The 25,674-nt window shown below is 66.6% G+C and carries 26 protein-coding genes and 1 pseudogene; 20 read left to right on the top strand and 7 right to left on the bottom strand.

Translation table 11 applies throughout. The annotated features are described in order from the left end of the window. Positions 1 to 178 precede the first annotated feature (178 nt). From LRR16_RS07325 to LRR16_RS07300, 6 genes are all read left to right on the top strand, one after another. A complete protein-coding gene (locus tag LRR16_RS07325; RefSeq protein WP_232205357.1) occupies positions 179 to 865 on the top strand; it encodes a Fe2+-dependent dioxygenase in 687 nt (228 codons plus the stop codon). Then, positions 862 to 1,953: an alpha-hydroxy acid oxidase gene (locus tag LRR16_RS07320; RefSeq protein ID WP_232205356.1), complete on the top strand. Its 1,092-nt coding sequence runs from the start codon at positions 862 to 864 to the stop codon at positions 1,951 to 1,953. Before LRR16_RS07325 ends, LRR16_RS07320 begins: the two co-directional genes overlap by 4 nt. A gap of 135 nt (positions 1,954 to 2,088) precedes the next feature. Then, on the top strand, positions 2,089 to 2,643 hold the full coding sequence (locus tag LRR16_RS07315) for a DUF2796 domain-containing protein (RefSeq protein WP_006577285.1): 555 nt from the start codon (positions 2,089 to 2,091) through the stop codon (positions 2,641 to 2,643). A 5-nt stretch (positions 2,644 to 2,648) separates the two neighbouring features. Next, a complete protein-coding gene (locus tag LRR16_RS07310) occupies positions 2,649 to 3,389 on the top strand; it encodes an ABC transporter ATP-binding protein (RefSeq protein ID WP_232205355.1) in 741 nt (246 codons plus the stop codon). Further along, on the top strand, positions 3,386 to 4,669 hold the full coding sequence (locus tag LRR16_RS07305; RefSeq protein ID WP_232205354.1) for an FtsX-like permease family protein: 1,284 nt from the start codon (positions 3,386 to 3,388) through the stop codon (positions 4,667 to 4,669). Before LRR16_RS07310 ends, LRR16_RS07305 begins: the two co-directional genes overlap by 4 nt. 3 nt (positions 4,670 to 4,672) lie before the next feature. Then, positions 4,673 to 5,353, top strand: a complete 681-nt coding sequence (locus LRR16_RS07300) for a DUF3299 domain-containing protein (RefSeq protein WP_232205353.1) — start codon at positions 4,673 to 4,675, stop codon at positions 5,351 to 5,353. A 72-nt stretch (positions 5,354 to 5,425) separates the two neighbouring features. On the opposite strand, the pseudogene LRR16_RS07295 reads toward LRR16_RS07300, so the two are convergent. After that, positions 5,426 to 6,160, bottom strand: a pseudogene (locus tag LRR16_RS07295) (cytochrome c biogenesis CcdA family protein); the annotation flags it as partial. A 227-nt stretch (positions 6,161 to 6,387) separates the two neighbouring features. Between LRR16_RS07295 and LRR16_RS07290 the strand changes: the two are divergent. The 6 genes from LRR16_RS07290 to LRR16_RS07265 all read left to right on the top strand — a co-directional run bounded on the left by LRR16_RS07290 (position 6,388) and on the right by LRR16_RS07265 (position 11,427). After that, positions 6,388 to 7,131, top strand: a complete 744-nt coding sequence (locus LRR16_RS07290) for a response regulator (RefSeq protein ID WP_006576750.1) — start codon at positions 6,388 to 6,390, stop codon at positions 7,129 to 7,131. Then, positions 7,128 to 8,429: an ATP-binding protein gene (locus tag LRR16_RS07285; protein ID WP_064574218.1), complete on the top strand. Its 1,302-nt coding sequence runs from the start codon at positions 7,128 to 7,130 to the stop codon at positions 8,427 to 8,429. The genes LRR16_RS07290 and LRR16_RS07285 overlap by 4 nt, the downstream gene beginning before the upstream one ends. Positions 8,430 to 8,672: 243 nt before the next feature. Beyond that, the gene (locus tag LRR16_RS07280; RefSeq protein WP_006576752.1) at positions 8,673 to 9,023 is read left to right on the top strand and encodes a hypothetical protein; all 351 of its coding nucleotides are present in this window, start codon (positions 8,673 to 8,675) and stop codon (positions 9,021 to 9,023) included. Between the two features lie 93 nt (positions 9,024 to 9,116). Beyond that, a complete protein-coding gene (locus LRR16_RS07275) occupies positions 9,117 to 9,533 on the top strand; it encodes an organic hydroperoxide resistance protein (protein WP_232205352.1) in 417 nt (138 codons plus the stop codon). A 99-nt stretch (positions 9,534 to 9,632) separates the two neighbouring features. Next, on the top strand, positions 9,633 to 10,211 hold the full coding sequence (locus tag LRR16_RS07270; protein WP_232205587.1) for a thioredoxin family protein: 579 nt from the start codon (positions 9,633 to 9,635) through the stop codon (positions 10,209 to 10,211). Positions 10,212 to 10,380: 169 nt separating this feature from the next. Then, positions 10,381 to 11,427, top strand: coding sequence for an asparaginase (locus LRR16_RS07265; protein ID WP_232205351.1), 1,047 nt, complete (start codon positions 10,381 to 10,383; stop codon positions 11,425 to 11,427). A gap of 21 nt (positions 11,428 to 11,448) precedes the next feature. Here the strand turns inward: LRR16_RS07265 and LRR16_RS07260 are convergent, their stop codons facing one another. After that, positions 11,449 to 12,381, bottom strand: a complete 933-nt coding sequence (locus tag LRR16_RS07260) for a LysR family transcriptional regulator (protein WP_006576756.1) — start codon at positions 12,379 to 12,381, stop codon at positions 11,449 to 11,451. A 117-nt stretch (positions 12,382 to 12,498) separates the two neighbouring features. On the opposite strand from LRR16_RS07260, the gene LRR16_RS07255 reads away from it, so the two are divergent. From LRR16_RS07255 to LRR16_RS07245, 3 genes are all read left to right on the top strand, one after another. Further along, complete coding sequence (locus LRR16_RS07255; protein ID WP_232205350.1) at positions 12,499 to 13,293, top strand: SDR family NAD(P)-dependent oxidoreductase; 795 nt, start codon at positions 12,499 to 12,501, stop codon at positions 13,291 to 13,293. Positions 13,294 to 13,386: 93 nt separating this feature from the next. Then, positions 13,387 to 14,361: a tripartite tricarboxylate transporter substrate binding protein gene (locus LRR16_RS07250; protein WP_232205349.1), complete on the top strand. Its 975-nt coding sequence runs from the start codon at positions 13,387 to 13,389 to the stop codon at positions 14,359 to 14,361. A gap of 38 nt (positions 14,362 to 14,399) precedes the next feature. Continuing rightward, the gene (locus LRR16_RS07245; protein WP_232205348.1) at positions 14,400 to 14,924 is read left to right on the top strand and encodes a carboxymuconolactone decarboxylase family protein; all 525 of its coding nucleotides are present in this window, start codon (positions 14,400 to 14,402) and stop codon (positions 14,922 to 14,924) included. 174 nt (positions 14,925 to 15,098) lie between these two features. Here LRR16_RS07245 and nhaA read toward each other — a convergent pair whose 3' ends face one another. Further along, entirely contained in the window at positions 15,099 to 16,337 is a 1,239-nt protein-coding gene (gene nhaA / locus LRR16_RS07240) for a Na+/H+ antiporter NhaA (RefSeq protein ID WP_232205347.1), read from the bottom strand. 279 nt (positions 16,338 to 16,616) lie between these two features. Then, a complete protein-coding gene (locus tag LRR16_RS07235) occupies positions 16,617 to 17,492 on the bottom strand; it encodes a DMT family transporter (protein ID WP_043438555.1) in 876 nt (291 codons plus the stop codon). A 162-nt stretch (positions 17,493 to 17,654) separates the two neighbouring features. Between LRR16_RS07235 and LRR16_RS07230 the strand changes: the two genes are divergently transcribed. The 3 genes from LRR16_RS07230 to LRR16_RS07220 all read left to right on the top strand — a co-directional run bounded on the left by LRR16_RS07230 (position 17,655) and on the right by LRR16_RS07220 (position 19,893). Further along, on the top strand, positions 17,655 to 18,104 hold the full coding sequence (locus LRR16_RS07230; RefSeq protein ID WP_006576762.1) for an Lrp/AsnC family transcriptional regulator: 450 nt from the start codon (positions 17,655 to 17,657) through the stop codon (positions 18,102 to 18,104). Positions 18,105 to 18,250: 146 nt separating this feature from the next. Further along, the gene (locus LRR16_RS07225; protein ID WP_232205346.1) at positions 18,251 to 18,868 is read left to right on the top strand and encodes a 2-hydroxychromene-2-carboxylate isomerase; all 618 of its coding nucleotides are present in this window, start codon (positions 18,251 to 18,253) and stop codon (positions 18,866 to 18,868) included. 41 nt (positions 18,869 to 18,909) lie between these two features. Beyond that, entirely contained in the window at positions 18,910 to 19,893 is a 984-nt protein-coding gene (locus tag LRR16_RS07220) for a nitronate monooxygenase family protein (protein ID WP_006576764.1), read from the top strand. Positions 19,894 to 20,030: 137 nt separating this feature from the next. Here LRR16_RS07220 and LRR16_RS07215 read toward each other — a convergent pair whose 3' ends face one another. Continuing rightward, positions 20,031 to 20,759: an SDR family oxidoreductase gene (locus LRR16_RS07215; protein WP_232205345.1), complete on the bottom strand. Its 729-nt coding sequence runs from the start codon at positions 20,757 to 20,759 to the stop codon at positions 20,031 to 20,033. Positions 20,760 to 21,025: 266 nt separating this feature from the next. Here LRR16_RS07215 and LRR16_RS07210 point away from each other — a divergent pair, with 266 nt between their 5' ends. Beyond that, positions 21,026 to 22,015 carry an Rpn family recombination-promoting nuclease/putative transposase gene (locus tag LRR16_RS07210; RefSeq protein WP_232205344.1) on the top strand — a complete coding sequence of 330 codons (990 nt, stop codon included), beginning with the start codon at positions 21,026 to 21,028 and terminating at the stop codon, positions 22,013 to 22,015. Between the two features lie 180 nt (positions 22,016 to 22,195). On the opposite strand, the gene LRR16_RS07205 is transcribed toward LRR16_RS07210, so the two are convergent. Both LRR16_RS07205 and LRR16_RS07200 read right to left on the bottom strand, forming a co-directional pair. Next, on the bottom strand, positions 22,196 to 23,194 hold the full coding sequence (locus tag LRR16_RS07205; RefSeq protein ID WP_232205343.1) for a tripartite tricarboxylate transporter substrate binding protein: 999 nt from the start codon (positions 23,192 to 23,194) through the stop codon (positions 22,196 to 22,198). Between the two features lie 37 nt (positions 23,195 to 23,231). After that, positions 23,232 to 24,323, bottom strand: coding sequence for a porin (locus LRR16_RS07200; RefSeq protein WP_232205342.1), 1,092 nt, complete (start codon positions 24,321 to 24,323; stop codon positions 23,232 to 23,234). Positions 24,324 to 24,607: 284 nt separating this feature from the next. Here LRR16_RS07200 and LRR16_RS07195 point away from each other — a divergent pair, with 284 nt between their 5' ends. Then, entirely contained in the window at positions 24,608 to 25,492 is an 885-nt protein-coding gene (locus LRR16_RS07195; protein WP_232205341.1) for an alpha/beta fold hydrolase, read from the top strand. The last annotated feature ends 182 nt before the right edge of the window (positions 25,493 to 25,674 follow it).

The raw sequence follows: 25,674 nt of genomic DNA, 5'->3' as shown, positions 1-25,674 counted from the left end.
AACACCCGTCACGTCGTTCCCCGCACGCGGGAACCCAGCGTCTTTCAAAGCCACTGGGTCCCCGCCTGCGCGGGGACGACGTGTTGGCTGGCGAAGCGGAGCCGCTAGAATTGCGAAATTCCGCTGCCTTTGCGCCGCTCCTTGCGCCGCTTTTTGCGCCACTCCCGCCAACCTTGCCATGCTGGTCCAGATCCCCGACGTCCTGACCCCCGAAGAAATCCGGTACTGCCGCGAACGCGTCGAGCGCTCGCAATGGGTCGACGGGCGCGTGACCGCCGGCGACCTGGCGGCGCAATCGAAGTACAACCTGCAGATTCCGGTCGACAGCGCCGAGGCGCGCGAGCTGGGCGAGCTGGTGTTGACCGCGTTGGGCCGCAACCCCACCTATCATTCGGCCGCGCTGCCGCTGCGCGTGATGCCGCCGATGTTCAATCGCTACGACAGCGCGATGAATTTCGGCACGCACGTGGACAACGCGATCCGCACCGTGCCGGGCACGGGCGGCATGCGCCTTCGCGCCGATGTCTCCAGCACGCTGTTCCTGTCCGATCCCGATGAGTACGAAGGCGGCGAGCTGGTGATCCAGGACCTCTACGGTTCGCACACCGTCAAGCTGCCGGCCGGCCATCTGGTGGTCTATCCCGCGTCGTCGTTGCACAGGGTGACCCCGGTGACCAAGGGCTCGCGCTGGGCCTCGTTCTTCTGGGCGCAGTCGATGGTCAAGGACGACGGCCATCGGCGCATGCTGTACGAGCTTGATCTCGCGATCATCGAGATCCGCAAGCAGCTGGGCGACGACAAGGACGCCGTGCTGGCCCTGGTCAATCACTATCACAACCTGCTGCGTCGCTGGGCCGAGCTGTGACGCGCTGGCAGATCCCCGCGGATACCGTCTCGCTGCGCGATTACGAGCGCCGCTTCCACGAACGGGTGGAGCCGGGCGTGCGCGCCTATGTCGGGGGCGCCGCCGCGGACGGCATCACGCAGCGCGAGAACGGCGCCGCGTTCGAGCGGCTGCGGCTGATGCCGAGCGCGCTGGTCGACATGTCGCACGCCTCGGCACGGCGAACGCTGTTCGGCGAGGTGCTCGACTACCCGATCCTGATCGCGCCGACGGCCTTCCATCGGCTGGTGCATCCGGACGGCGAACTGGCGACGGTGCACGCCGCATCGCTGACGCGCACGTGGATGACGGTCAGCACGCAGGCCAGCGTGACGCTCGAGGCGATCGCGCGGGCCTCGACGGTGCCGCTGTGGTTCCAGCTGTATCTCCAGCCGCGGCCGCAGGATACGGCCGACCTGGTGCGCCGCGCCGAGCAGACCGGATACAGGGCCATTGTCGTGACCATCGACGCCGCCGTCAGCGGCGTCCGCAATATCGAGCAGCGCGCGGGCTTCCGGCTGCCGGACGATGTCGGGGCGGTCAATCTGGCGGGCTATCCGCCGGTCGAGCCGGTCAGCGCCAGCCACGGCAGCCCGGTCTTCCGCGGCATGCTGAAGAACGCGCCGACATGGCGCGATATCGAGACGCTGTGTGGTCAGACGTCGCTGCCGGTGCTGGTCAAGGGCCTGCTCAATCCGAACGATGTCGAGCCGGCCCTGAACGCCGGGGTCGCCGGCATCGTCGTCTCCAACCATGGCGGACGCACGCTGGACACCGTACCGGCGACGATCGATTGCCTGCCCGCCATCGCGGCGCAAGTCGGTGGCAGGGTGCCGGTCTTGCTGGATGGCGGCATCCGGCGCGGAACGGATATCGTCAAGGCGATCGCGCTGGGCGCGACCGCCGTGATGCTCGGGCAACCGGTGCTTCATGCGCTGGCGGTGGGCGGCATGCCTGGCGTCGCGCATATGCTGACGCTGCTGCAGACCGAGCTGGAAATCGCGATGGCGCTGGCCGGCTGCCCCACGTTGGACGCGATCGATGGGTCCGTTCTGGCGCGCTCGCGATAGCCGTGCCGGCCGGCGCGGTGCGCAGGGCCTCTACTGATAATAAGTTATCATTTGCCGATCCCGGCGCGCCGCCCGGTGTGTTGTCTTTGATCCTGTCCGTTGAGCGGGCAGCCTTCGCAGAAGGACGATCGACTCATGTATTCGCGACTCTCCCCACTGTTTGCCATCGCCGTCTTCGCTGCCTGCATCGCCGGTCGGGCGCAGGCCGCCGAGCCGCATGTCCATGGGCAAGCGACGCTCGATGTCGCGGTGGAAGGCCAGGTGCTGTCCATCGCGCTCGCATCGCCGCTCGACAATGTATTCGGCTTCGAGCGCCTGCCGCGCACCGACGCCGAACGGGCGAAGGTCCGTCAGGCCATTGCCGGCCTGCGCGACGGTGCGGCGTTGTTCCGGCCTTCCCCGGAGGCCGACTGCCGGCTCGAAGCCGCGCAGGTGCAATTCGGCGCGCTGCACCACGGCCTGACCGGCGAGGGAGAAGCGCCGCGCGGCCAGCCGCAGGCAGAGCATCAGCACGCGGATCTCGATGCGGACTACCGCTTCCGCTGCGCCCGGCCCGAGGCGTTGCGTTCTGTCGACGTACGCGTGTTCCGCCTGTTTCCGGGCGTCAGCCGGATTGCCGTCCAGCTTGCCACCGACACGCGCCAGTCTGGCGCGACGCTGACGCCGGCACAGCCGCGCCTGCGCTGGTGAGGGCGATGGCGCAGGCGATGGCGGAGGCGATGGCACACGTGCCGCACGAAGAGCCGCTGGTCGTGGCGAGGAATGTCGACTTTCGCTGGCCCGGTCGCGACGGCGGCGCGCTGTCGCTGCCTGCCTTCGAACTGGCCCGCGGCGAGCATCTGTTTGTCTCGGGCCCCAGCGGCAGCGGCAAGACCACGCTGCTGTCGCTGCTGGCCGGCGTGGTGGCGCCGCGTCAGGGCTCGATCCGGATCGCCGGTACCGATCTGACGATGCTGCCATCCGCCGGACGCGACCGCTTTCGCGCCGACCACATCGGCATCATCTTCCAGCAGCTGAATCTGCTGCCCTATCTGTCCGTGCTCGACAACGTGCTGTTGCCGTGCCGCTTCTCCGCGAGCCGCAAGACGCGCGCCCGCGAGCAGGCCGGTGGAGCGGTCCAAGCGGCCGGCATGCTGCTGGAACGGCTCGATATGCCGGCCAGCCTGTGGCGACGCCCCGCGGCGCAGCTGTCGGTGGGGCAGCAGCAGCGGGTCGCCGCGGCGCGCGCGCTGCTGGGGCGGCCCGAACTGATCCTGGCGGACGAGCCCACGTCCTCGCTCGATGCCGCCCGGCAGGCCGCGTTCATGACGCTGCTGCAGCGGGAGTGCCGCGGGTCGGGCGCCGGGCTGGTGATGGTCAGCCACGATGAGCGGCTGGCGTCCGGCTTCGACCGGCGCTTCACGATGCCGGCCGCGCGCGAAGAGGAGCCGGCATGATCGCGCTGATGTCGATTGCCGCGCGCAGCGCGTGGAACCGCCGCTTCAACCTGGTCTGGATGGTGATTGCGATCGCGCTGTCGACGGCGCTGCTGCTCGGCATCGAGCGGGTCCGGCATCAGGTGCGCGCCAGCTTCGCGCAGTCGGTGTCGGGCACGGATCTGATCGTCGGCGCCCGCACCAGCCCGATCCAGCTGGTGCTGTACGCGGTCTTCCGGCTCGGCGGCGCGACCAACAACATCGGTTGGGGCAGCGTGCAACGCCTTGCCGCCCACCCGCAGGTCGCATGGACGATCCCGCTTTCGCTGGGCGATTCGCATCGCGGCTTTCCGGTGCTGGCGACCACGGCCGGGTATTTCGAGCATTTCCGCCATGGCGATGGCCGCGCGCTGCGGCTCGCGCAGGGACGCCCCTTCGACGACAGGATCGATGGCATGTTCGACGCGGTGCTCGGCGCCGAGGTCGCCCGCCGCCTGGACTATCGCATCGGAGACAGAATCGTGCTGGCCCATGGCGATGCGGCGGCCCCGGGCGCGCTGCGTCTCGAGCACGGGGACAAGCCGTTTACCGTGGTCGGTATCCTGGCGCCGACCGGAACGCCGGTCGATCGCACCATCCATATCGGCCTGGAGGCGATGCAGGCGATCCATCTCGATTTCCAGGGCGGTACACGCGTGCCCGGCGCGTCGATCGCGCCCGAGCACCTGCGCCGCTTCGATCTGACGCCCGACAGCGTCACCGCGGTGCTGGTCGGCCTGAAGCTGCGCTCGCGCGTCTTCGCGCTGCAGCGGGAGATCGCCCAGGACACGCGCGAGCCGTTGATGGCGGTGCTGCCGGGCGTGGCGCTCGACGCGCTGTGGGACCTCGTCGATATCGCCGGCAATGCGCTGCGCGCCGTGTCGGCGCTGGTCGCGGTGATCGGGCTGGCCGGACTGGCGTCGTCGATCCTGGCCGCGCTCGGCGAGCGGCGGCGCGAACTGGCGATCCTGCGGGCGGCCGGGGCGCGGCCGCGCGATATCCTGGCCCTGCTGGCGATCGAAGGCATGATGCTGATGCTGACCGGCGTCGCCGCGGGCGTGGCGCTGCTGTCGCTGAGCAGCGCGCTGCTGGCGGGCTGGCTGGAGGCGCGCCTTGGCGTGGCGCTGCCGGTATCGTGGCCCAGTCTCGCGGAACTGCCGCTGCTGGCCGCGCTGGTCGTGGCCGGGTTTGCAGCAAGCCTGCTGCCGGCATGGCGGGCCTACCGCCTGAGCCTGGCGGACGGGCTCAATCCGAGGACATGAAAGATGACTAGGCAAACGCCAGGCAATCCGCGGCGCCGCAAGTGGCTGCTCGCGGCAGGCGGCGCGTTGGGGGTGGCGGGCCTGAGCGCGGCGGGGCTCTGGTGGATCCGCGGCCGCGGCGACTCGGCCGGATCGTCGTCGACCGCGCGGCGCAAATACGCGATCGGCGAAACGCTGGAGCGCGAGACGCCGCCCACGGCTCCCGCGCCCACGACCTATCGCGAGATCGAATGGGACGCGCTGCTGCCGAAAGGATGGGATCCGCTCGCGCCGCTGAAGGGCCTGGACCTGGCACAGATGGAAGATGGCGATCCCCGGGCGCAGGCAGCGCTGGAGAAGGCCAAACAATACTGGCAGGAAGCGCCGGTCGAACCTTCCCTCGATGGTTCGCCGGTACGGCTGCCGGGCTTCGTCGTCTCGTTGGGCGGCGAGGGCGAGGCGATCCGCGAATTCCTGCTGGTGCCGTATTTCGGCGCCTGCATCCACGTGCCGCCGCCGCCCGCCAATCAGGTCGTCCACGTCCAGGCGAAGGCGCCGCTGCAGGGTACCCGCACGATGGATACCGTGTGGATCGAGGGCGTGCTGCGCGTCGAGCGTGCCGAGACGGCGATGGGCGACAGCGGCTATGCGATGCGCGACGCGCGCGTCGAGCCTTATGTGGAGCCGCGGCGCGAGCGTCCGTGATCCGACGCTGATCGCCCAATGCGCGCGCCGCGGTTCGGGGTCAAGGCCCTAGTGCGCGCGAGTCGGCAGTCCCACCGCATCGACCAGCACCTGTTCGAGCCATGCCGGGCCGTTGGTCGACAGGCGGGCGAGCAGCCCCGTATCCGCCCCGGTACCGATCGCCAGCACGCCGCCCAGCACGGCCAGGCCCAGCGCGCGGCGCAGCCATTCGGTCGCACCCATCGAACGCTTCATGGCGGACAGCACGCGGCCGCCGATGCCCAGCGCAGCCGCCAGCGAGGTCGCCGCCCCCGCGGCGTAGGCCAGCAGCGCCAGCGACGTCGACACGCTCGCGCCGTTCAGCGCCGCACCGGTCAGCACCAGTCCAAGGATCGGGCCGGCGCACGGGGCCCACAGCATGCCGGTGGCGGCGCCAAGGCCCAGCGAGCCCCATATGGTGCCGGCGCTGCCACCACCACCCCTGCCGCTGCCATTGCCGCTACCGTCGGCCAGGCGGTTGCCGAGCGCCACCAGCGGACGGGCCAGCGCATCGGCCAGGCGGGGCAGCAGCAGCGACAGGCCGAACACCGCAAGCAGCACCAGGGCCGCGATGCGTCCGTACTCGTTGGCCTGAACAACCCAGGCACCGCCGGCGGAGGCCAGCGTCACCACGGCGGCAAAGGTCAGCGCCATGCCGGCGAGCATCGGCAGCGTGCCGCGCAGGAACGGCTGTCCGGACCGGCTCAGTACAAAGGGCAGCACCGGCAGGATGCAGGGGCTCAGGATGGTCAGGGCGCCGCCAAGGTAGGCGAGAATCAGCAGGGTCATGATCGTGTCTCCAGACAAAAGGGTTGGCTTGCCCTCGATCAGACCCGGCCGGCGTCGCTGCGATGTGTCATCGAGCGGCGAGTTTGTACCGCAGTGTGGGGTCTCGCCGGCCAGATACATTGCGATACACGCGGATTTGCCGTCCCCATACAATGCCGGGGCGGCAGGCATGGCGGTACGCCTGTCGCGCGCACAGCTCGCTCTCCTTCAACCTGCCGGTGACAACAATGGACGCACACGTCGACCATATCCTCATCGTCGATGACGACCGGGAAATCCGGGAACTGGTCTCGACCTATCTGACCAAGAACGGTCTGCGCGTGACGGTGGCGCCCGACGGCCGCCATATGCGCGCCTTCCTGGACGCCAATACCGTCGACCTGATCGTGCTCGACGTGATGTTGCCCGGCGACGATGGCCTGGTGCTGTGCCGCGAGCTGCGCGCCGGCAAGCACAAGTCCACGCCGGTGCTGATGCTGACCGCGCGCGACGACGAGACCGACCGCATCATCGGCCTTGAAATGGGCGCCGACGACTACCTTGCCAAGCCGTTTGCCGCGCGCGAACTGCTGGCCCGTATCAAGGCGGTGCTGCGCCGTACCCGCATGCTGCCGCCCAATCTGCAGATCACCGAGGCAGGGCAGATCCTCGCCTTCGGCACGTGGCAGCTCGATACCACCGCGCGCCATCTGATCGACGCCGAGGGCACCATCGTCGCGTTGAGCGGCGCGGAATACCGGCTGCTGCGCGTGTTCGTCGACCACCCGCAGCGCGTGCTCAATCGCGACCAGCTGCTGAACCTGACGCAGGGGCGGGAGGCCGAGATGTTCGAGCGCTCGATCGACTTGCTGGTCAGCCGCCTGCGCCAGCGCCTGAACGACGATGCGCGCGAGCCGAGCTATATCAAGACCGTGCGTAGCGAGGGCTATGTCTTTGCCTCGCCGGTGGAAATCCGCGAGGCCCGGCAGTGAACGCGCCCCGCTGGGCGTGGCCGCGCACGCTGCGATCGCGCCTGTTCCTGATCCTGCTGACCGGCCTGGTCGTCGCCCACGGCCTGTCGTTCGCGGTGCTGTTCTCCGAGCGGTATATGTCGGCCCGGCAGGTGATGCTTGGCACGCTGGAGACCGACGTGGCCACGTCGATTGCCATCCTCGACCGCCTGCCGGCGGCGGAGCGGCCGCAGTGGCTGCCGCGCGTCAATCGCGGCAACTATCAGTACATCCTCGGCGAGGGTCTCCCCGGCGTACCCGAGATGACGGCCCGCGGCAGGGATATCGCCGAACGGATCACCGAAGCGAGCGGAGGCCGCTTTCCGGTGCGGGTGGAATCGATCCCCGGCGACGGCAAGCGCGTGCAGGCCCATCTGACGCTGAGCGACGGCAGTCCGCTGACCATCGACGTGCATCCGCGCATGACGCCGATCGCGCAATGGTTGCCCTATGTGCTGATCCTGCAGCTGCTGTTGCTGATCCTGTGTTGCTGGTTCGCCGTTCGGCTGGCCATACGGCCCCTGGTCGCGCTCGGCGATGCCGCGGACGCACTCGATCCCAACACGCAATCGGCGCCGCTCGACGAGAGCGGCCCCACCGAACTGGCCCGCGCCGCGCGCGCATTCAATGCGATGCGGGGCCGCATCGCGCGCTTTGTCGAAGAACGGGTGCAGATCCTCGCCGCGATCTCGCACGATCTGCAGACGCCGATCACACGGATGAAGCTGCGTGCCGAAATGGCCGACGACTCGGACGACAAGCGCAAGATGCTGAACGACCTGTCCGAGATCCAGACGCTGGTCCAGGAAGGGCTGGCGTACGCCCGCAGTGCGCATGGCGATGGCGAGAAGCCGTCGCGGATCGACCTTGGCTCCTTTGTCGAGAGCCTGGCCTACGACTATCAGGACACCGGCAAGGCCGTCACGATGCTGCAGAACGCCGGCGGAGCCATCGTCACGCGGCCGCATGCATTGCGGCGCGTGCTGACCAACCTGATCGACAACGCGCTGAAGTTCGGTGGGTCGGCGGAACTGAGCGTGCGCCGGGACGGGGACACGGTGGCCATCGAGGTGCTCGATCGCGGCACCGGTATTCCGGACGACCAGCTGGAGGCCGTGCTCAAGCCCTTCGTGCGCCTGGAGCAGTCGCGCAGCCGGGAAACCGGCGGTACCGGCCTGGGCCTGGCGATCGCCCACGAGCTGACGGCGGCCATCGGCGGCACGCTGACGCTGCGCAATCGGGAGGGGGGCGGCCTGGCGGCCGAAGTCAGGCTGGGCTGACGTAACGGTCCCTTGTTCCTGCGGCATCGGCTCCTCGGAGCCGATTTTTTTTGCCCGCTTTGTATGCCTTTGTATCTCGCGTCCGCGGCGATACGCACCCAGACAAAAACGGCCCTTGCCCGCTACGGGCGCGATACGTCGGTCGCCTTAAATGGCATCCGTGGCCCGGCGCTGAACGACAACGAAGCGATCCGGACCGCGCGATACCAACCCGCAACGCAATCTCTTTCAAAGGAAACCATCATGACCGCCCAATTCGCCAAGCGCTTTGTTTTTGCCCTGTCGCTCGCCGCCGCTGCCGCCGGCGCGCAAGCCGCCAGCTTCGCCCAGCCCGGTGCGCGGGACCCCTACACCGAGGGCGCCCGCTCGGTGGCCGATGCTCGCGACCCGTACAGCAGCGGCGCCCGCTCGGCGCAGGAGCCGCGCAGCGTCTACAGCGACGGCGCGCGCCAGACCGATCCGTACAGCGACGGTGCCCGCCAGTTCGACCCGTACAGCGACGGCGCCCGTACGCTGGCCGGACAGGACCGTACCGGCGTCTCGGCCGAACCTGCGCGCAGCGCCGACCCGTATCTGGACGGCGCCTACGCCTGACCGCCCGGCCCGCGAAATCACCATCATCGAACGCAACCCATTGATCGAATCAGCGAGGGAACCCGAATGACCCAAACGTCCCAAACAACCCAGATGGCCCGGATCGACAAGGTGCTGTACACCGGCAAGACCCGCACCACCGGCGGACGCGACGGCGAGGCGCACAGCGACGACGGCCGGTTGAACATCAAGCTGTCACCGCCGGGAAGCAAGGGCGCCGGCACCAACCCGGAGCAGCTGTTCGCCGCGGGCTGGTCGGCCTGCTTCATCGGCGCGCTGGGCAAGGCCGCCAGCAAGCTGAACGTCGCGCTGCCGTCCGCCCCGTCGGTCGACGCCGAGGTCGACCTGGCGATGGCCGGCCAGGCCTTCCAGCTGCAGGCCCGACTGCATGTGCATATCCCCGGGGTGGACAGCGAAGTGGGGCGGGCCCTGGTCGAGACCGCGCACGGCATTTGCCCGTACTCGAAGGCAACGCGCGGAAACATCCACGTGGAGACCGTGCTGGTCTGAGCGTGCGAGGGCCCGCTGCCGGTCGATCGATCGGCAAGCGTGGCCGCTTCCCCGGTCCGCAAGCCGCCTCCTCTTATCCATTTCGACCTGTCCGACATCATGCGCACGCTTCTCGCTTCCACATTGGCCGCCGCCGGCATCGCCGCGGTCTGTTTCGTCGGCAATGGCGCCAACGCCGTTGGTTCCGGCGTTGGTTCCGGCGTTGGTTCCGCATTTGGGTTCACGATCCCGAACCAAACCAAAGCCCCCGAATTCGTCGGCATCGACCGCTGGCTGAACTCACAGCCGCTGTCGATGCAGGGCCTGCGCGGCAAGGTCGTGCTGGTCGACTTCTGGACCTATTCCTGCATCAATTGCATCAACACGCTGCCCTACGTCAAGCAGTGGCACGACAAGTACAAGGACCAGGGGCTGGTCGTGGTCGGCGTGCATACACCCGAGTTTCCGTTCGAAAAGTCGACCGCCAACGTGCAGGCCGCGATCAAGCGTTTCGATATCCGCTATCCGGTCGCGCAGGACAATGGCTACGCGACATGGTCGGCCTATCACAATCGATACTGGCCCGCGCTCTATCTCGTCGATGCGGAAGGCAAGATCGTCTACCAGCATTTCGGCGAGGGACAGTACGCGGAAACGGAGGCAGCAATCCGCAATGCGCTGGCACAGCGCAAGCAATAAGGGGCATGTGTGCGCCGGGGCGTCGCGCAGCGCCCCGGGAAATATGGGGAATACGGGGAATCGCCCGGATGGCGCGCGGTGCCAGGATGTGGCCCAATGCCTGCGAACCCGCCGGTCCCGACGCAGGGGCCGAGCCGGAATCCGATCATCACATCACAGGAGACTTCGAATGAAGCCACGCCGCGCCCTGCTCAGCATGCTGTTGTTTGCATCCGCCACCGCCTTTGCGCAAGGCAAGCCCGTGGTGCAGTTCATCGCCACGGGCGGCACCATCGCGATGAAGATCGACCCCGTCAAGAATGCGCCGGTGCCGGCGATCTCCGGCGACGACTTGCTGGCCACGGTGCCCGACATCGGCAAGTACGCCACCATCCAGGTCAATAATCTGTCCAACGTGCCGTCGGACTATATGGACCCGCCGCGCTGGGTCGCGCTGACCCGGGCCGTGCAGGCTTCGCTGGACCGGCCCGACGTGGCCGGCGTCATCGTGTCGCACGGCACCGATACGCTGGAAGAAACCGCATACTGGCTCGACCTGACGGTGCGCTCCGACAAGCCGGTCGTGCTGATCGGCGCGCAGCGCAACGCGTCCTCGCCGGACTTCGACGGCCACCGCAATCTGCTGAACGCCGCGCGCATCGCCGTCGACGAGCAATCGAAGGGCAAGGGCGTGATGCTGGCGATGAACAATCAGATCAATGCCGCCCGCTACGTCACCAAGACCCACACCGCGAACGTCGAGACGTTCAATTCGGGTGATTTCGGCTTTATCGGCGAGGTCTATCCGGATCGGGTGATTTACTCGAGCACGCCATCGCGCCGTCAGCATATTCCGATCCAGACCGACAAGATGCCCGAGGTCGAAATCGTCGCGATGTACGGCGGCGCCGACGGCGCTGCGCTGCGCAACGCCGTCGATCGCGGCGTCAAGGGCATCGTGGTGCAGGCGCTGGGCATGGGCAACATGAATCAGCCGATGTTCGAGGCCGTCAAATATGCGCTGTCCAGGCAGGTGCCGGTCGTGATCTCGACGCGGGTGCACAACGGACGCGTTCTGCCGAACTATGGCTTCGTCGGCGGCGGCAAGACCACGTTCGACGCCGGCGCGGTGATGGCCGACGATCTGAAGCCGGCCAAGGCGCGCATCCTGCTGATGCTGCTGTTGCAGCGAGGCGTGACCAGCCAGGCCGACCTGCAGGCGGCGTTCAGCCGCTAAGGCTTGGCGAGAAGATAGAGGCTATGCGGCCGGTGGCCAGATCCAGCCCGGCCACCGCCGCTTCAGCCGGTCGGCGACGATGCCGACCTCCACCATGGCCTGCGCCGCGATTTCCGACGGCGGCGACGTCTTGCGGCTGACCAGGCCAACGGACCGCACCGGCCCATCGACGATCTCGGCCACCCGCATGCCCTTCAGCGACAGCAGCGGCATGATGCCGAGATAGGGCAGCACCGCGATGCCAAGCCCTTCCTTGACGAAGCCTGCAATGGTGCCGATCTGGTCCAGCTGGAGCTTCGGGCGGAACTGCACGCCGCGCTGCAGGAACGCGGCGCTCATGTATTTCATCGCGGTGCTGCGGTCGGTCATGCTGATGAGCGGCAGGCCGGCGAGTTCGTCCATATGCATGCGCTTGCGCAAGGGCTTGCGCCACTGCGCCGGAGCGAGCAGCACAAAGCGATCGCGCAGGATCTCCCGGAACAGCAGGTCAGGGTTGGAGGGCGACGCGGAGGCCAGCGCGAAGTCGACCTGATAGTCGATCACGCGCTGTACCGCGGCTTGATCCGCGCAGTCGTGCACCGCGATCTGCGCATGCGGATAGCGCCGTTCCAGCGCCGCACAGACGCCGGGCAACAGCACGTTGGCAAGGGATGGCAGCGCCGCGATCGACAGCCGCTGCGCCTCCTGTTCCGCGCGGCTCTGCAGATGCCGCAGGCCGGAATCGAACTCGCCGACGATGCGGCGGGCCATCGGCACCAGCTGCTCGCCGGCCGGCGTCAGCCGGACGCTGCGCGTCGATCGTTCGAACAGCGCGATGCCCAGTTCCTCCTCCATCTCCTTGACCGCCTTGCTCAACGACGGCTGCGTGACGAAAAACTGCTCGGCGGTGCGGCTGAAATTCAGCGATTGCGCCAGTGCCAGGAAGATCCGCAGTTGGCGGGGTGTGATATTCATTCTTCGGGTCTATCAATCTATAGACAAAGGGAATTTCCGCAATAAATGTAGTCTCCCTAGAATGGGCCGCGCAAGCGATTGCGGGATTTCCTTGCGGACCTGGACAACGGAGACGAGATGCTGGATCTGAACGGCAAGGTGGCGCTGATCATGGGATGCGGCGCCGTCGCCGAAGGGTGGGGGAACGGGCGCGCCACGGCGATGCTGATGGCGCGGCAGGGGGCGCGGGTGTTCGGCACGGACCTGCATCTGGGCCATGCGGTGCGCACGCGCGAACTGATCGTCGCCGAAGGCTACGAGGCCGATGTGGTCGCGTGCGACAGCACCAGCGCGGAGCAGGTCGAGGACGCGGTGCGGGCCTGCCTGTCGCGCCATGGCCGTATCGATATCCTGGTCAACAACGTTGGCCTGTCGCAGCCCGGCGGTCCCGTCGACATGGACGAAGCCGTCTGGGATGCGCAGATGCAGGTGAACCTGAAGGGCGCGTTCCTGGCGTGCAAGCACGTGCTGCCGATCATGAAGCAGCAGGGCGGCGGTGCGGTCGTCAATATCGCCTCGGTGGCCGGGCTGCGGTATGTCGGCAAGCCGCAGGTTGCCTATGCCGCGGCCAAGGCGGGCCTGATGCATTTCACGCGGACGACCGCGGTGATTCACGCGCCGGACAACATCCGGCTGAACTGCGTGGTGCCCGGACTGATGCATACCCCGTTGATCGAAGGGCTGGCCGCCAAGTATGCCGGCGGCAATACGCAGGCGTTCATCGCGCACCGGCATGGCCAGGTTCCCATGCAGCGGATGGGCGATGGCTGGGACACCGCGCACGCGGTGCTGTTTCTGGCAGCCGACGAGAGCCGCTATATCACCGGCACCGAGATCGTCGTCGACGGCGGGCTCGTTGCCGCGACGCGATAGCGGCCGCGCGGCCGCGTGCATTGCAGTGGCATGCCGTCAGGCATGCGGCAAGGCTCTCGCCAGCCTTGCCATCGATAACGACAGGAGACCACGATGACATTCCTTTCCCGGCGCCTGCTTGGCGCCGCGGCGCTGGCCGCCGCTGCCCTCTTTTCCGCCGCTACCACCTGGAGCCAGACGTATCCGAGCCAGCCGATCCGGCTGATCGTGCCGTTCGCGCCGGGCGGCGCGGTGGACCAGACCGCGCGCACGATTTCCGGCGCGCTGGGCAAGGAGCTGGGCCAGCCGATCGTCATCGAGAACAAGCCCGGTGCCAGCGGCTCGCTGGGCGCGGCCGATCTGGCACGGGCGAAGCCAGATGGCTATACGCTGATGCTGGCGCTGGATTCGCATGCGGTGAACCACTACACGGTCAAGAACCTGCGCTTCGATACGTTCAAGTCGTTCGACTACCTGAGCCTGCTGGTCACGACGCCGCAGGTGCTGGTCGTCAACAACGCGTTGCCCGCCAACAATCTGGATCAGCTGGTGGCCTACCTGAAGGCCAATCCCAATACCTCGTATGGATCCGCGGGCACGGCGTCGGCCGGGCACGTCAACAGCGCGCAGCTGTCCATTGCCAGGCAGCTGGCGACGACTCATATCCCGTACAAGGGCGCGGCGCCGTTGCTGACCGACCTGCTGGGCGGCCATGTCCAGTACGCGTTCGCCGGCCTGTCGGTGATGCTGCCGCATATCAAGGCGGGCAAGGTCCGCGCGCTGGCGGTCAGCTCGCCGAAGCGCTCCGCGATGCTGCCCGACGTGCCGACGATGAGCGAGGCGATTCCGGGCTTCGAGTATCCGACCTGGATCGGCCTGGTCGCGCCGCAGGGCTTGCCGCCCGACGTTCGCGCGAAGCTGCTGGCCGCGACGCACAAGGTCATGCAAGATCCCGAGGTATCGAAGCGATTCGCAGAGAATGCGTTCGATATCGTCAACAGCAGTCCCGAGGCCTTTGCCGCCCGGGTCAACAAGGACGCGGGCGCCATGGGCGATCTCGTGCGCCGCAAGGTGATCGTCGCGGAATAGACCACGCCGATTCCATTTACCCCACTACGGACCCAGACATGGCCGCCATTCCCTACGCCGATCTTTCGGCTCCCGACATCCAGCCGCTGGCCGAACGGATCGCCGCCGAGCGCGGCAGCGTGCTGCATCTCTATCAGATGCTGCTGCACGCGCCGCCCGTGGCGGAAGGCTGGCTGACCTATCTGACCACCATCCGACAGAAGTCGAGCCTGCCGGGCGCACTGCGCGAGATGGTGATCATGCGCGTGGCGATTCTGAACGGTGCGTCGTACGAGGCCGACCAGCATGCGCCGATCGCGCTGAAGGAAGGCATGACGCAAGCCCAGCTCGATGCCTTGCCCGACTGGCGCGACAGCGCGCTGTTCGTCGATGTCGAGCGCGCGGTGCTTGCCTACACCGACGCGATGACGCGCGACATCCGCGTGGAGCCCGCCGTGTTTGCCGGGATCGCGCGGCACTTCTCGCATCGGCATGTGGTCGAACTGACCGCTACCATTGCCGCGTACAACATGGTGTCGCGCTTCCTGGAGGCGCTGCAGGTGCATTCGCACGACGCGAGGTAGTGTTGTGCTCGGGGGGGCCTTTCCCCCGGCCCCTCTCCCGCCAGCGGGAGAGGGGAGCCAACCACCGGCATTGCGGTCAACCATAGTGACTCGCCTCTCGCTGCGCAATCTCCCTCTCCCGCTTGCGGGAGAAGGTTGGGGGAGAGGGCAGCGTGGATCCACCCCTCCGGGCCGTCAGCGCCCCGAGGGAACCTCCGAAGGCGATACCGGATCGGCCTCGAAATCCATCGTATCCATATCGACATCGGACGCCACCGGCTTGCCGAACAGCTTCAGCCAGGCAAAGCCCAGCACACCCGCGCTCAGCGATGCCAGCAGGATCGCCATCTTCGATGCATTGATCACGGCCGGCGCATCGGTAAAGGCCAGGTTGGTGATGAAGATCGACATCGTGAAGCCGATGCCGCCGAGCAGGCCCGCGCCAAGGATATGCCGCCAACGCAGGTCGAGCGGCAGCTTGCAGAGACCGATGGCGACCGCGACGAAGCTGACGAGCGTGATGCCCAGCGGTTTGCCGACCACCAGCCCGGCCAGGATGCCAAGGCTGTTCGACGAGGCCAGCTCCTGCGCCCAGTCGCTGCCGATGACGATGCCGGTATTGGCCAGTGCGAAGATCGGCAGGATCACGAAGGCGACCGGCCGATGCAGCAAGTGCTCGAGCCGATGCGACGGCGAAGCGGCGTCGTCCTGCCTGGCGGAGAAGGGGATCGCGAAAGCCAGCAGCACGCCGGCAATCGTCGCGTGCACGCCGGACTTCAGCATCAGGAACCACATCAGCACGCCGCCCAGCAGGTAGGGGATCAGCGACATCACGCGCAGCACGCGGTTCATCACCAGCAGCGCGGCGAATACCGCGAGCGCGCCGGCCAGATAGATGAACGCCAGTTCGGCCGTGTAGAACAGCGCGATCACGATGATGGCGCCGAGGTCGTCCATCACGGCAAGCGCGGTCAGGAAGACCTTCAGCGAGGCCGGCACGCGGCTGCCGAGCAGCGCCAGCACGCCGAGCGCGAACGCGATGTCGGTCGCCATCGGAATGCCGATGCCGGCCTGCGTCGGCGTGCCGCCGTTGAATCCGAAGTGGATCAGTGCGGGAACCGCTATGCCGCCGGCCGCCGCGACGATGGGCAGCAGGGCATTCCGGAGGCTGGACAGTTCGCCGTTGTACAGCTCGCGTTCGAGTTCGAGGCCAATCAGCAGGAAGAATATGGCCATCAGCGCGTCATTGATCCAGTGCTCGACGCTGAGGCCCGCGACTTTCACATGCCACAGGTGGAGGTACTGATCGCCGACCGGCGAATTGGCCAGTATCAGCGAAACGACGGTGCAGGCGATCAGCAGGATGCCGCCCGCCTTCTCGGACTCGAAAAAGCGCTGGAACGTATTGGAGAGTCGTCTTTGTACGATTGCCATGGGACCTCTCTTGGGGAGCTATACCGGGATGGAAGCGAATGGAATTGCGCGCGCGCAGGCGCCGCGGCTTCCGTTGCCGGGAGGCGCGGAAGGGGGCGTTGCGTGACAGCGCGTGGGAGCGGAGAGTCGACCAGGGGAATGGTCTGGATGAGGGTGGTGCATGCATCGGTCGCGGAAAAGCCGCGTGGCGGCCCGACCGACGCTAATCCTGCCACCCCGTGGGGTGAGCACCCGGGCCGAAGTATACCGGAACGGGGTGGCAGGAGGGCGGAGACGTCGTTAAGCGGATCCGCTCTTGGCGGCGGCGCCGTGCTTGCGCGCAAGCGGCAGCCGCCATCCCAGCGTCATGCCGGCGGCCGCGATCAGGATCGCCGCGGCACCGGTCCATTGCGCCCAATCGAGGCGCAGGCCGAAGGCCACCATATCGACGACGATCGCGACCACGGGATAGACGAAGGACAGCGCCGCCGTCATCGCGGTCGACAGCTTCTGGATCGCGCCATACAGCAGGATGTAGACCAGCCCGGTATGGACCACGCCGATCGTCACCAGCATCGGCCACGACCCGTCGTAGGCCGCCAGGTCCGACAAATTGGCGAACGGGGCCAGCATCGCCATGCCGACGCAGGCCTGGATCAGCGCGATCAGATGCGGCGGCACGCCCGACAACCGCTTGGTGATGATGGCCGCGACCGCATAGAAGAACGCGGCACCCAGCGCCAGCGCGATACCGCCCAGATAGTCGGTGGCGCCATGGCCGTGATCGGGCTTTGCCTGCACGATCATCAGCACGCCGGTGAAGGCGATCAGCAGCCAGGCCAGCTTGGTCAGCGTGATGCGTTCGGAAAACAGCAGCGCGCCCAATGCCACCAGCATGAATGGCTGCGTGTTGTAGACCGCCGTCGCGATCGAAATCGAGGCGCGCGGATAGGCCGCAAACAGCAGCAGCCAGTTCATCACGATCGCGACGCCGCCCAGTGCCGCCAGGCCCAGCGTGCGCCAGGTCAGCTGCCGCAGCATGCCCAGCGCGGCGCAGACCGCCAGCAGCGTCAGCGCGCCGAACAGGCAGCGCCAGAACACGACGTCGCGGATCGGCTGTCCGGACTCGACCACGAACCAGCCGATGGTGCCGGACAACACCATCGAGGCCGTCATTTCGGCAGTGCCGCGTAGGGAATTCACCGTCTTTCTCCTGAGGGCTGAATGGTGTTTAGAATCGCATGACGAGGGCCGCGATTCTATATGGTTTGTTAGGCAGGATGGCGGCAGTTCCTGTATTTCTAAGGTATATCGCCTGATCCCCTAAGGAAATAAAAAATGCTCGACGATGTCGATCGGCGCATCCTCGCCGTGCTGGCGGAGGACGCCCGGATTTCACTGAAGGAGTTGGCGGCGCGGGTCGGGCTGTCTTCGCCGAGCACTTCGGAACGGCTCAAACGCCTGGAAGAACGCAAGGTCATCCGCGCCTTCACCATCGATATCGATCCGGCCGCGCTCGGTTATCCGCTGCAGGCCATCGTTCGTATCCGCCCGCTGCCCGGCAAGCTCCATATCGTGCAAAAGCTGATTGCCGATATTCCGGAGATCGGGGAATGCGACAAGGTGACCGGCGAGGATTGCTTCATTGCCCGCCTTTATGTGCGTTCGATCGAGGAGCTCGATGGCCTGCTGGATCGCGTGGCCCAGATGGCGGAAACCAATACGTCGGTGGTCAAGGCCAAGGTGGTGCCCAAGCGCGGCGCGCCGATCGGAGAGAGCCGCGGCTAATGCCCGCACGGCTTGTCCGCCCGGACTGCATGGTGGAACAAGCGCGGAAAGCCTTGCCAAACAGGCGCACGACGGTACATTGTTGGCGGAGAACAAGCCGGCGAACTCGTTCGGCAACCATCCACACCCGGAGATGGAGACAAGCGATGCGTACCGTCAACGCGCAGTTCCTGTTCGATTTCGGCAGTCCCAACGCCTACCTGGCACACAAGGTCATTCCGGCCATCGAAGCGCGCACCGGCGCGACATTCGAATACGTTCCGATCCTGCTTGGCGGCCTGTTTCGGCTGACCGGCAATCGATCGCCGATGGAGGCGTTCGCCGGTATCAAGAACAAGCCGGAATACGGGCGGCTGGAAATGCAGCGCTTTATCCGGCGGCACGGCCTGACCGCGTTTCGAATGAATCCCCACTTTCCGGTCAATACGCTGCAGATCATGCGAGGGGCGATCGCGGCGAGCCACGATGGCAGTTTTGCGCGATATGTCGACGCGGTCTTCGGCGCGATGTGGGAGCGCGGATTGAAGATGGACGATCCGGCCGTGATCGCGTCCGTGCTGGACGAAGCCGGGCTGGATAGGTCTCGGCTGCTGGAGGCGATCAATCAGCCGGCCGTCAAGGAAACGCTGCTCGGCAATACGCAGCGCGCATTCGAGCGTGGGGCATTTGGCGCGCCGACCTTCTTCGTCGACGACGAGATCTTCTTCGGCAAGGACAGCCTGCGCGATGTCGAAGAGGAAATCATCCGCGTGCGCGCCGCCTGATTCGCGTCCTGCCTTTCCACCCGTTCGGAGGCTTCCTGCCCATGAAAACACGCATCACTGAACTGTTCGCGATCCGCTATCCGATCATCCAGGGCGGCATGCATTTCGTCGGCCTTGCCGATCTGGCGGCGGCCGTTTCCAATGCCGGCGGCCTGGGCATCATCACTGCGCTGACGCAGCGCACGCCCGAGCTGCTGGCCAGGGAGATCGCGCGCTGCCGCGAGATGACGGACCAGCCGTTCGGCGTCAACCTGACCTTCCTGCCGACGTTCTCCGAGCCGCCCTACGCGGAATACATCGCCGCCATCGCCGAAGGGGGCGTGCGTATCGTCGAGACCGCGGGCCGCAGTCCCGAACAGTACATGCCGGCGTTGAAGGCGGCCGGCATCAAGGTGATTCACAAATGCACGTCGGTGCGCCACGCGCTGAAGGCCGAGAAGATCGGCTGCGATGCGGCCAGCGTCGACGGCTTCGAATGCGGCGGCCATCCGGGCGAGGACGACGTGCCCAACATGATCCTGCTGCCGCGGGCCGCCGAAACGCTGAAGATTCCGTTCGTCGCGTCCGGGGGCATGGCGGACGGCCGCAGCCTGGTGGCCGCGCTGGCGCTGGGCGCGGACGGCATCAATATGGGTACCCGCTTCCTGGCCACCGAGGAAGCGCCGGTGCATGCGAACGTCAAGCAGGCGATCGTCGAGGCCAGCGAGCTCGACACGCGGCTGATCATGCGGGCGCTGCGCAATACCGAGCGGGTGCTGAACAATGGCGGCGTCGAGCGGCTGCTGCAGATCGAGCGCGAGAAGGGCGCCGACCTGAAGATCGCGGATATCTACGATCAGGTCGCCGGCATCTATCCGAAGGTGATGGTGGAGGGCGATGTCGAGGCGGGCGCGTGGAGCTGCGGCATGGTCGCCGGCCTGATCCACGACATTCCGAGCGTCAAGACGCTGATCGACCGGATCGTCATGGAGGCCGAACAGTTGACGTTCCAGCGGCTGGCCGGGATGTTCGACGCGCGGCGCTGAGGGGCAATGCATGGGCGAGGCACGGTGCCTCGTCCATGCGGGAAGCTGGAAAGCCGGTAGCCGGTAGCCGGTAGCCGGTAGCCGGAAGCGGGAAGCCCGACACCCTGAGTAGGGGCCGAGGCCCCCCGGCAGCCCGATCACCAGGCCTCGATCCACGGCCGCAGATCGAGCTCATGCGTCCACGCGTCGCGCGGCTGCTGGTGCAGCATCCAGTAGGCGTCGGCGATGTGCTCGGGATTCAGGATGCCGTCGCGATCCTTCAGCGCATAGCGCTCGGGGAAGTTCTCGCGGATAAAGGCGGTGTCGATGGCGCCGTCGATGATCGGGTGGGCCACGTGGATGCCCTGCGGCCCCAGCTCCTTCGCCATCGATTGCGCCAGCGCGCGCAGGCCGTGCTTGGCCCCGGCAAACGCCGAGAATCCGGCGCGGCCGCGCAGGCTGGCGGTCGCTCCTGTAAAGAAGATCGAACCGCGGCCGCGCGGCACCATCACGCGGGCCGTCTCGCGTCCCATCAGGAAGCCCGCGAAGCAGGCCATCTCCCAGACCTTGAAGTAGACGCGGGCCGTCGTGTCCAGCACGTCGAAGCGGACGTTCGCGCCGATGTTGAACACCGCCACCTCGATCGGCGCGATGTCGGCCTCGATCCGCTGGACCAGGCTCGTCATTTCCTCTTCCTTGCGCGCGTCCGAGCCGAAGGCATGCGCGATGCCGCCCTCGGCTTCGATCTGCTGAACCAGCGGCGCCAGCTTGTCGGCATGGCGCCGGGTCACGCAGGCGATATAGCCCTCGCGGGCGAAGCGCCGCGCAATGGTACCGCCGGTCGCATCGCCGGCACCGATGACAAGGATGGCCTTCTTTTGGGTCATGGTGTCTCCTTCGGGGCGGCCTGGCACCGCCGGCCATTCCGGCGGCAAGCCGATCGAGTTGTGTTTGCAACGCCGGATAGTGTCCGCGATTTTGCCGAAGGCTGCTGGCGGCCAGGTCGGCCTGATGGGCCACGGCGCACCTATCGCTAAGACGATTCTCAATGTCGGCCGACGGCGGCATGAAACGCAAAATGCGTGTCCTTCTGTGAAGCATCGAAAGCCCGCGCGCAGGATGCTGTCGGCCTCGACACTCCTCGGTTCCAACCATGGTTCAAATCGAAGACGCCAGCTACAAGCAGCTGTATTCATCGCCCGCGATGGTCCGCAATCTTGTCTCGGGCTTTATCCCCGACGGATGGTTACAGGGGCTGGATTTCAGCACGCTGGAATGCGTCCCTGGCCACTATGTCTCCGACGATCTGCGGCAGCGGGCCAACGACATGGTGTGGCGGGTCCGCGCCGATGACGAATGGCTGTATCTCTATTTGATGATGGAGTTTCAGAGCACAGTCGATCACGGCATGCCGGTGCGCATCATGTCCTATCTGGGACTGCTCTATCAAAGCCTGATCCGCAAGGAGTACGTCAAGCCCCGACGAGGCATCCCGCCGGTGCTGCCCATCGTCCTGTACAACGGTGAAGGGCCATGGGATGCACCCACCGATATCGCGGCGATGCTGCCGGACGTGCCCGGGCTTGTCGGTGAGTACCTGCCCAAGCTTAAATATCTGTTGTTGGACAGCGGACGCATCGGCAAGGAAAAGCTGCGCGCGATGCGCAATCCGGTTGCCGTGCTGATGCAGCTGGAAGAGGCGGAAACCCAGCAGGAGGTCGGCGAGTTGATCGACAAGCTCGCGGACATCGTCAAAGGCGACGAAGGACTGAAGCGAATCTTCCTCAACGTGTTGCCGGGACTGATCGGCAGGCGCAGCGGCAACACCTTGGACGTACCGGTGGTCAATGATCTTGTGGAGATGAAGATGAAGCTAAGTCAGAGTTTCAAGGTGTGGGCGCATGAGTACATTCAACAAGGACGAATCGAGGGGGAGCAGAAGGGGCGAGCGGACGCCGCGACGGCGTACCTCCAACGGCAGCTGACCGCCCGCTTCGGAGCCTTGCCTGAATATGCCGTGACCAAGATTGAGGGCGCAACCGAAAAGGAACTCGAGCGATGGGCGCTGCGCCTGCTTCGCGCGGAGACGCTGGACGACGTGTTCAAGGATCCGCTGGCAGACGACACGCCAGGCACTCACTGAGGCCAACACCGACGTCGCGGAAGAATTGATGGGCTGGGCATTGCGAGCGGTCCATGCAAAATCGCTTGCTGAAGTCTTCGAAGACACGCCCAGATAACCTGTGAGCTTCACCCCCGCCGCATGAGATTGGCGCCGTCGTGCACCTGACCTGAACGACGGCGCCAATAACGTCACCGCATATCAATCCGCCTGAATCCCAAACTCCTTGACGATCCGCGCGTAGCGGTTCGCATCCGCCGCAATCAGCTTGCCCAGATGGGTGGCGTCCCCTCCGACCGGGCTGATGCCGAAGGTCGCCATCTTCTCGACGATGTCCGGCATCTTCAGGATCTCGTTGATATGCCCGTTCAGCGTTCGCACCACGTCAGCCGGCATGCCCTTCGGACCGAGGATCGCCTGCCACGCACCCACTTCGACGTCCTTGTAGCCGAGCTCGGCCAGCGTCGGCACGTTGGGCGCGAACGGCGAGCGCTTCGGATCTGCCACGGCGATCGGCAGCAGGCGGCCGTTGGTCACGTACTGGAACACGGCGCCATAGGTGGAATAGGTCATCGGCACCTGGCCGCCCAGCACGTCCACCACCGCCGGCGCGGTGCCGCGATACGGAACCTGCGCGATCCGCACGCCCGCCGCCTTGTTGAACAGCTCGCCGAGGATATGCATCGGCGAGCCGTTGCCCGGCGACGCATAGGTCTGCACCGTGCCGGCCTTGGCGCGCGCCACCAGATCGCTCATCTTGCTGATGCCGGTCGACTTGTTGACGACCACGAACAGCGACTGGCTGCCGGTCTGTATCACCGGCGTGAAGTCGCGCTGCACGTCGTAGGCCGCTCCGGAGCCGGGCTTGAGTACGAGGGGGGCGAGCGCCACGGTGTTCGGCGCGGCCAGCAGCGTGTAGCCGTCCGGCTGCGCCTTGGCGACGTAGGCGCTGCCGATCGTGCCGGCGGCGCCGGTGCGGTTCTCGACGACGACCGACTGGTTCAGCCGGATCGCCAATTTCTCCGCGATCATCCGCGCCAGCACGTCGGTGTCCCCGCCGGCCGGATAGGCGACCACGATCGTGATGGGTTTGCTCGGATAGCCCTGCGCATGCGCGGCGCCCGTGCCGAGCAGCGCGCCGGCCGCCGTAACGGCCGCCGTAACGGCCGCGAACAGTTTGCGGGTGGTGGACTGCTTCATGATTCCTCCAGTTGTCTGCGTTCAGCGATGCCGGCGATCAGAACACGTGCTTGATGCCCAGCATCGCGCCGAGCTGCGAGCCGCCGGGGCGCGTGTTCGAGCCCGGCGATCCACCGCTGACTGAAGTCGTCAGCGTGCCGTCGTTGTCGATGAAGCCCGCGGTCGCATAGACCATCGTCCGCTTCGAGAACGCATACGAGCCGCGCAGCGCGTACAGCATCTGGTCGTTGTCGCTGTGGCGGTATTTCAGGTAGTAGACCTGCCCGGCCAACTGGAAGGCGGGCGTGATGTCGTAGGCCAGGCCGGCGTACCACATGTCGCTGCGCGGAGTGGGGCTGGCCTCGTTGTCGCGGCGGATCAGGCCGGCGCCGGCCTTGACGCGATCAAGCAGGACATAGCCGCCGACCGACACGCGATCGTCGGTCAGGCTGCTGCTCGTCAGGCCGGCAAACGCGCCGGGGCCGCCGCGCAGCGAGTCGTAGGCCGCATGCACGCCCCACGTCTTGGTCGCGTACTGGACCAGCGCCGACCAGGCGCGGCAGGCGCGCGCATCGGCGGGGTTCTCGCCCGCGCAATTGGTGCCGGACGGGCTCGGACCGGCATTGGCGGCATCGCGGCCGAAGCTGTACGAGGCGCCCACCGTCAGCCCGCCGAAGGTGCCCTTGTAGACCACGGCATTGTCATGCCGCGTGTTGGGGATGTAGCTGTCCAGGGAACCCGAACCGTAGACGTTGGGCCCGAGGATGTCCGAATCGAGGATCGCCCAGAACAGCATCGTGTACTGCCGGCCGAGCGAGATCTGGCCCCACGGACCGGAAACGCCGACCCAGGCCTGGCGGCCGAACAGCCGCCCGCCCTGGTTGGCATTGCCGGTATCCGGGCCAAAGCCGGACTCCAGCACGAACAGGCCCTTGAGCCCGCCGCCCAGGTCCTCGGTGCCGCGGATGCCCCAGCGCGACGGCACCGTCGCCGTCAGGTTCGGCATGCGGACGACACTGTCCTTGTTGGGGCCGACGTTGTTCACATACTCGACGCCGGTATCGACCACGCCATACAGCGTGACCGATTGCGCGGCCGCCATCACCGGCGCGGCGGCAAGCGCGGCCAGTGCGATCCGTCCTAATTTCATTGCGATTCCTTCCCGATTCCGTCTTGTGGTGGTTCCGGCGGCCGCGTCGTCTCTGTGGCCGATCGCGTCCGTTCCTCGTTGTACTGGCAGTCCTGATGGTCTTTTGCGTTTCATATATAAAACAGTGAACTACATAGGAAACGACAAGCGCAATATAGCGGGCGTTTTGGCCTCGGGCGGGCAGGGAATTCCCTAGCGGGCCGGTAGGTGTTTACGCGGATCTTCAGCGGAATTTCCGGGCGATATAGTCGAGAAGTTTTTACCTAAGGACGTAGGTTTCATATATGGAACAAAACTCCGACCGGCGCCAACCGGCCATGCTTACCCGGCTCGCCGACACGTTCGCGGAAGCGCTGTCGACCGTGGATGCCAGCGGAGCGCAGGTGGCCTACCGCGTTGGCGGCGGCCAGGGACCTGTGGTGCTGCTGTTGCACGGGATCAGTTCGGGAGCGGCGTCATGGCTGCCATGCGCGAGCCTGCTGGCTGCCCATGCACGCGTGATCGCCTGGGACGCACCCGGCTATGGCGCATCGACGCCGCTGGCCGAGCGCGCGCCGCGCGCATCGGATTACGCCGTGCGCCTGCAGGCGCTGCTGCGGACGCTGGATCTGCGGCCGGCGCTGATCGTCGGCCATTCGCTCGGCGCGCTGATGGCAGCGGCGTATCTGGCGCAAGCCGAACCGGACTGGCGTCCCGCGCGGGTGCTGCTGGCAAGTCCCGCGCAAGGCTATGGCGCCCCCGGCAAAGAACAGAAGGCGGCTGACGTTGCGCGGCAACGGCTCGAGGCATTGGCCACGCTCGGTGTATCCGGGCTGGCCGAACGCGGCCCGGCGCGGCTGTTGAGTCCCGACGCCGACGCCGGGGCGCGCGAATGGGTGCGATGGAACATGAACCGCCTGAATCCGGACGGCTACCGCCAGGCGGTGGCGATGCTGTGCGGCGACGACATCGGCGCCTACCTGGCGCGCCGGCATGACGACGTACCGGTCGAGATCGGCTGTGGCACTCGGGACGTCGTGACGCCACCGATCGGCGCCGAAGCGCTGGCGCAGCGGTTCGGCCTGCCCTTCACGCCGATCCCCGATGCCGGCCATGCCTGCTACATCGAGCAGGCGGCCACCGTCGCGCGGTGGATTCGCGCGGCGTTGGACCAACGTTCCGCCCGCTAGACAGTGTCGTTCCCGCGGACGCGGGGACGACAACATCACCTGTTTCCAGTCCGACACCCGGTTCCCGGGTAAACCCCAGTCCAATCCCGCAACGCCGAGGTCTATAGTTCAGTCGTGTTCAATACATGGATCGCTGTTCCATATATAAAACATACAGCGAGACACCGGCCGATCGGAAAAAG

The sequence above is a fragment of the Cupriavidus sp. UGS-1 genome, assembly GCF_021213615.1.
Taxonomy (GTDB): Bacteria; Pseudomonadota; Gammaproteobacteria; order Burkholderiales; family Burkholderiaceae; genus Cupriavidus.
This window is presented reverse-complemented; position numbering and strand designations above follow the sequence as displayed.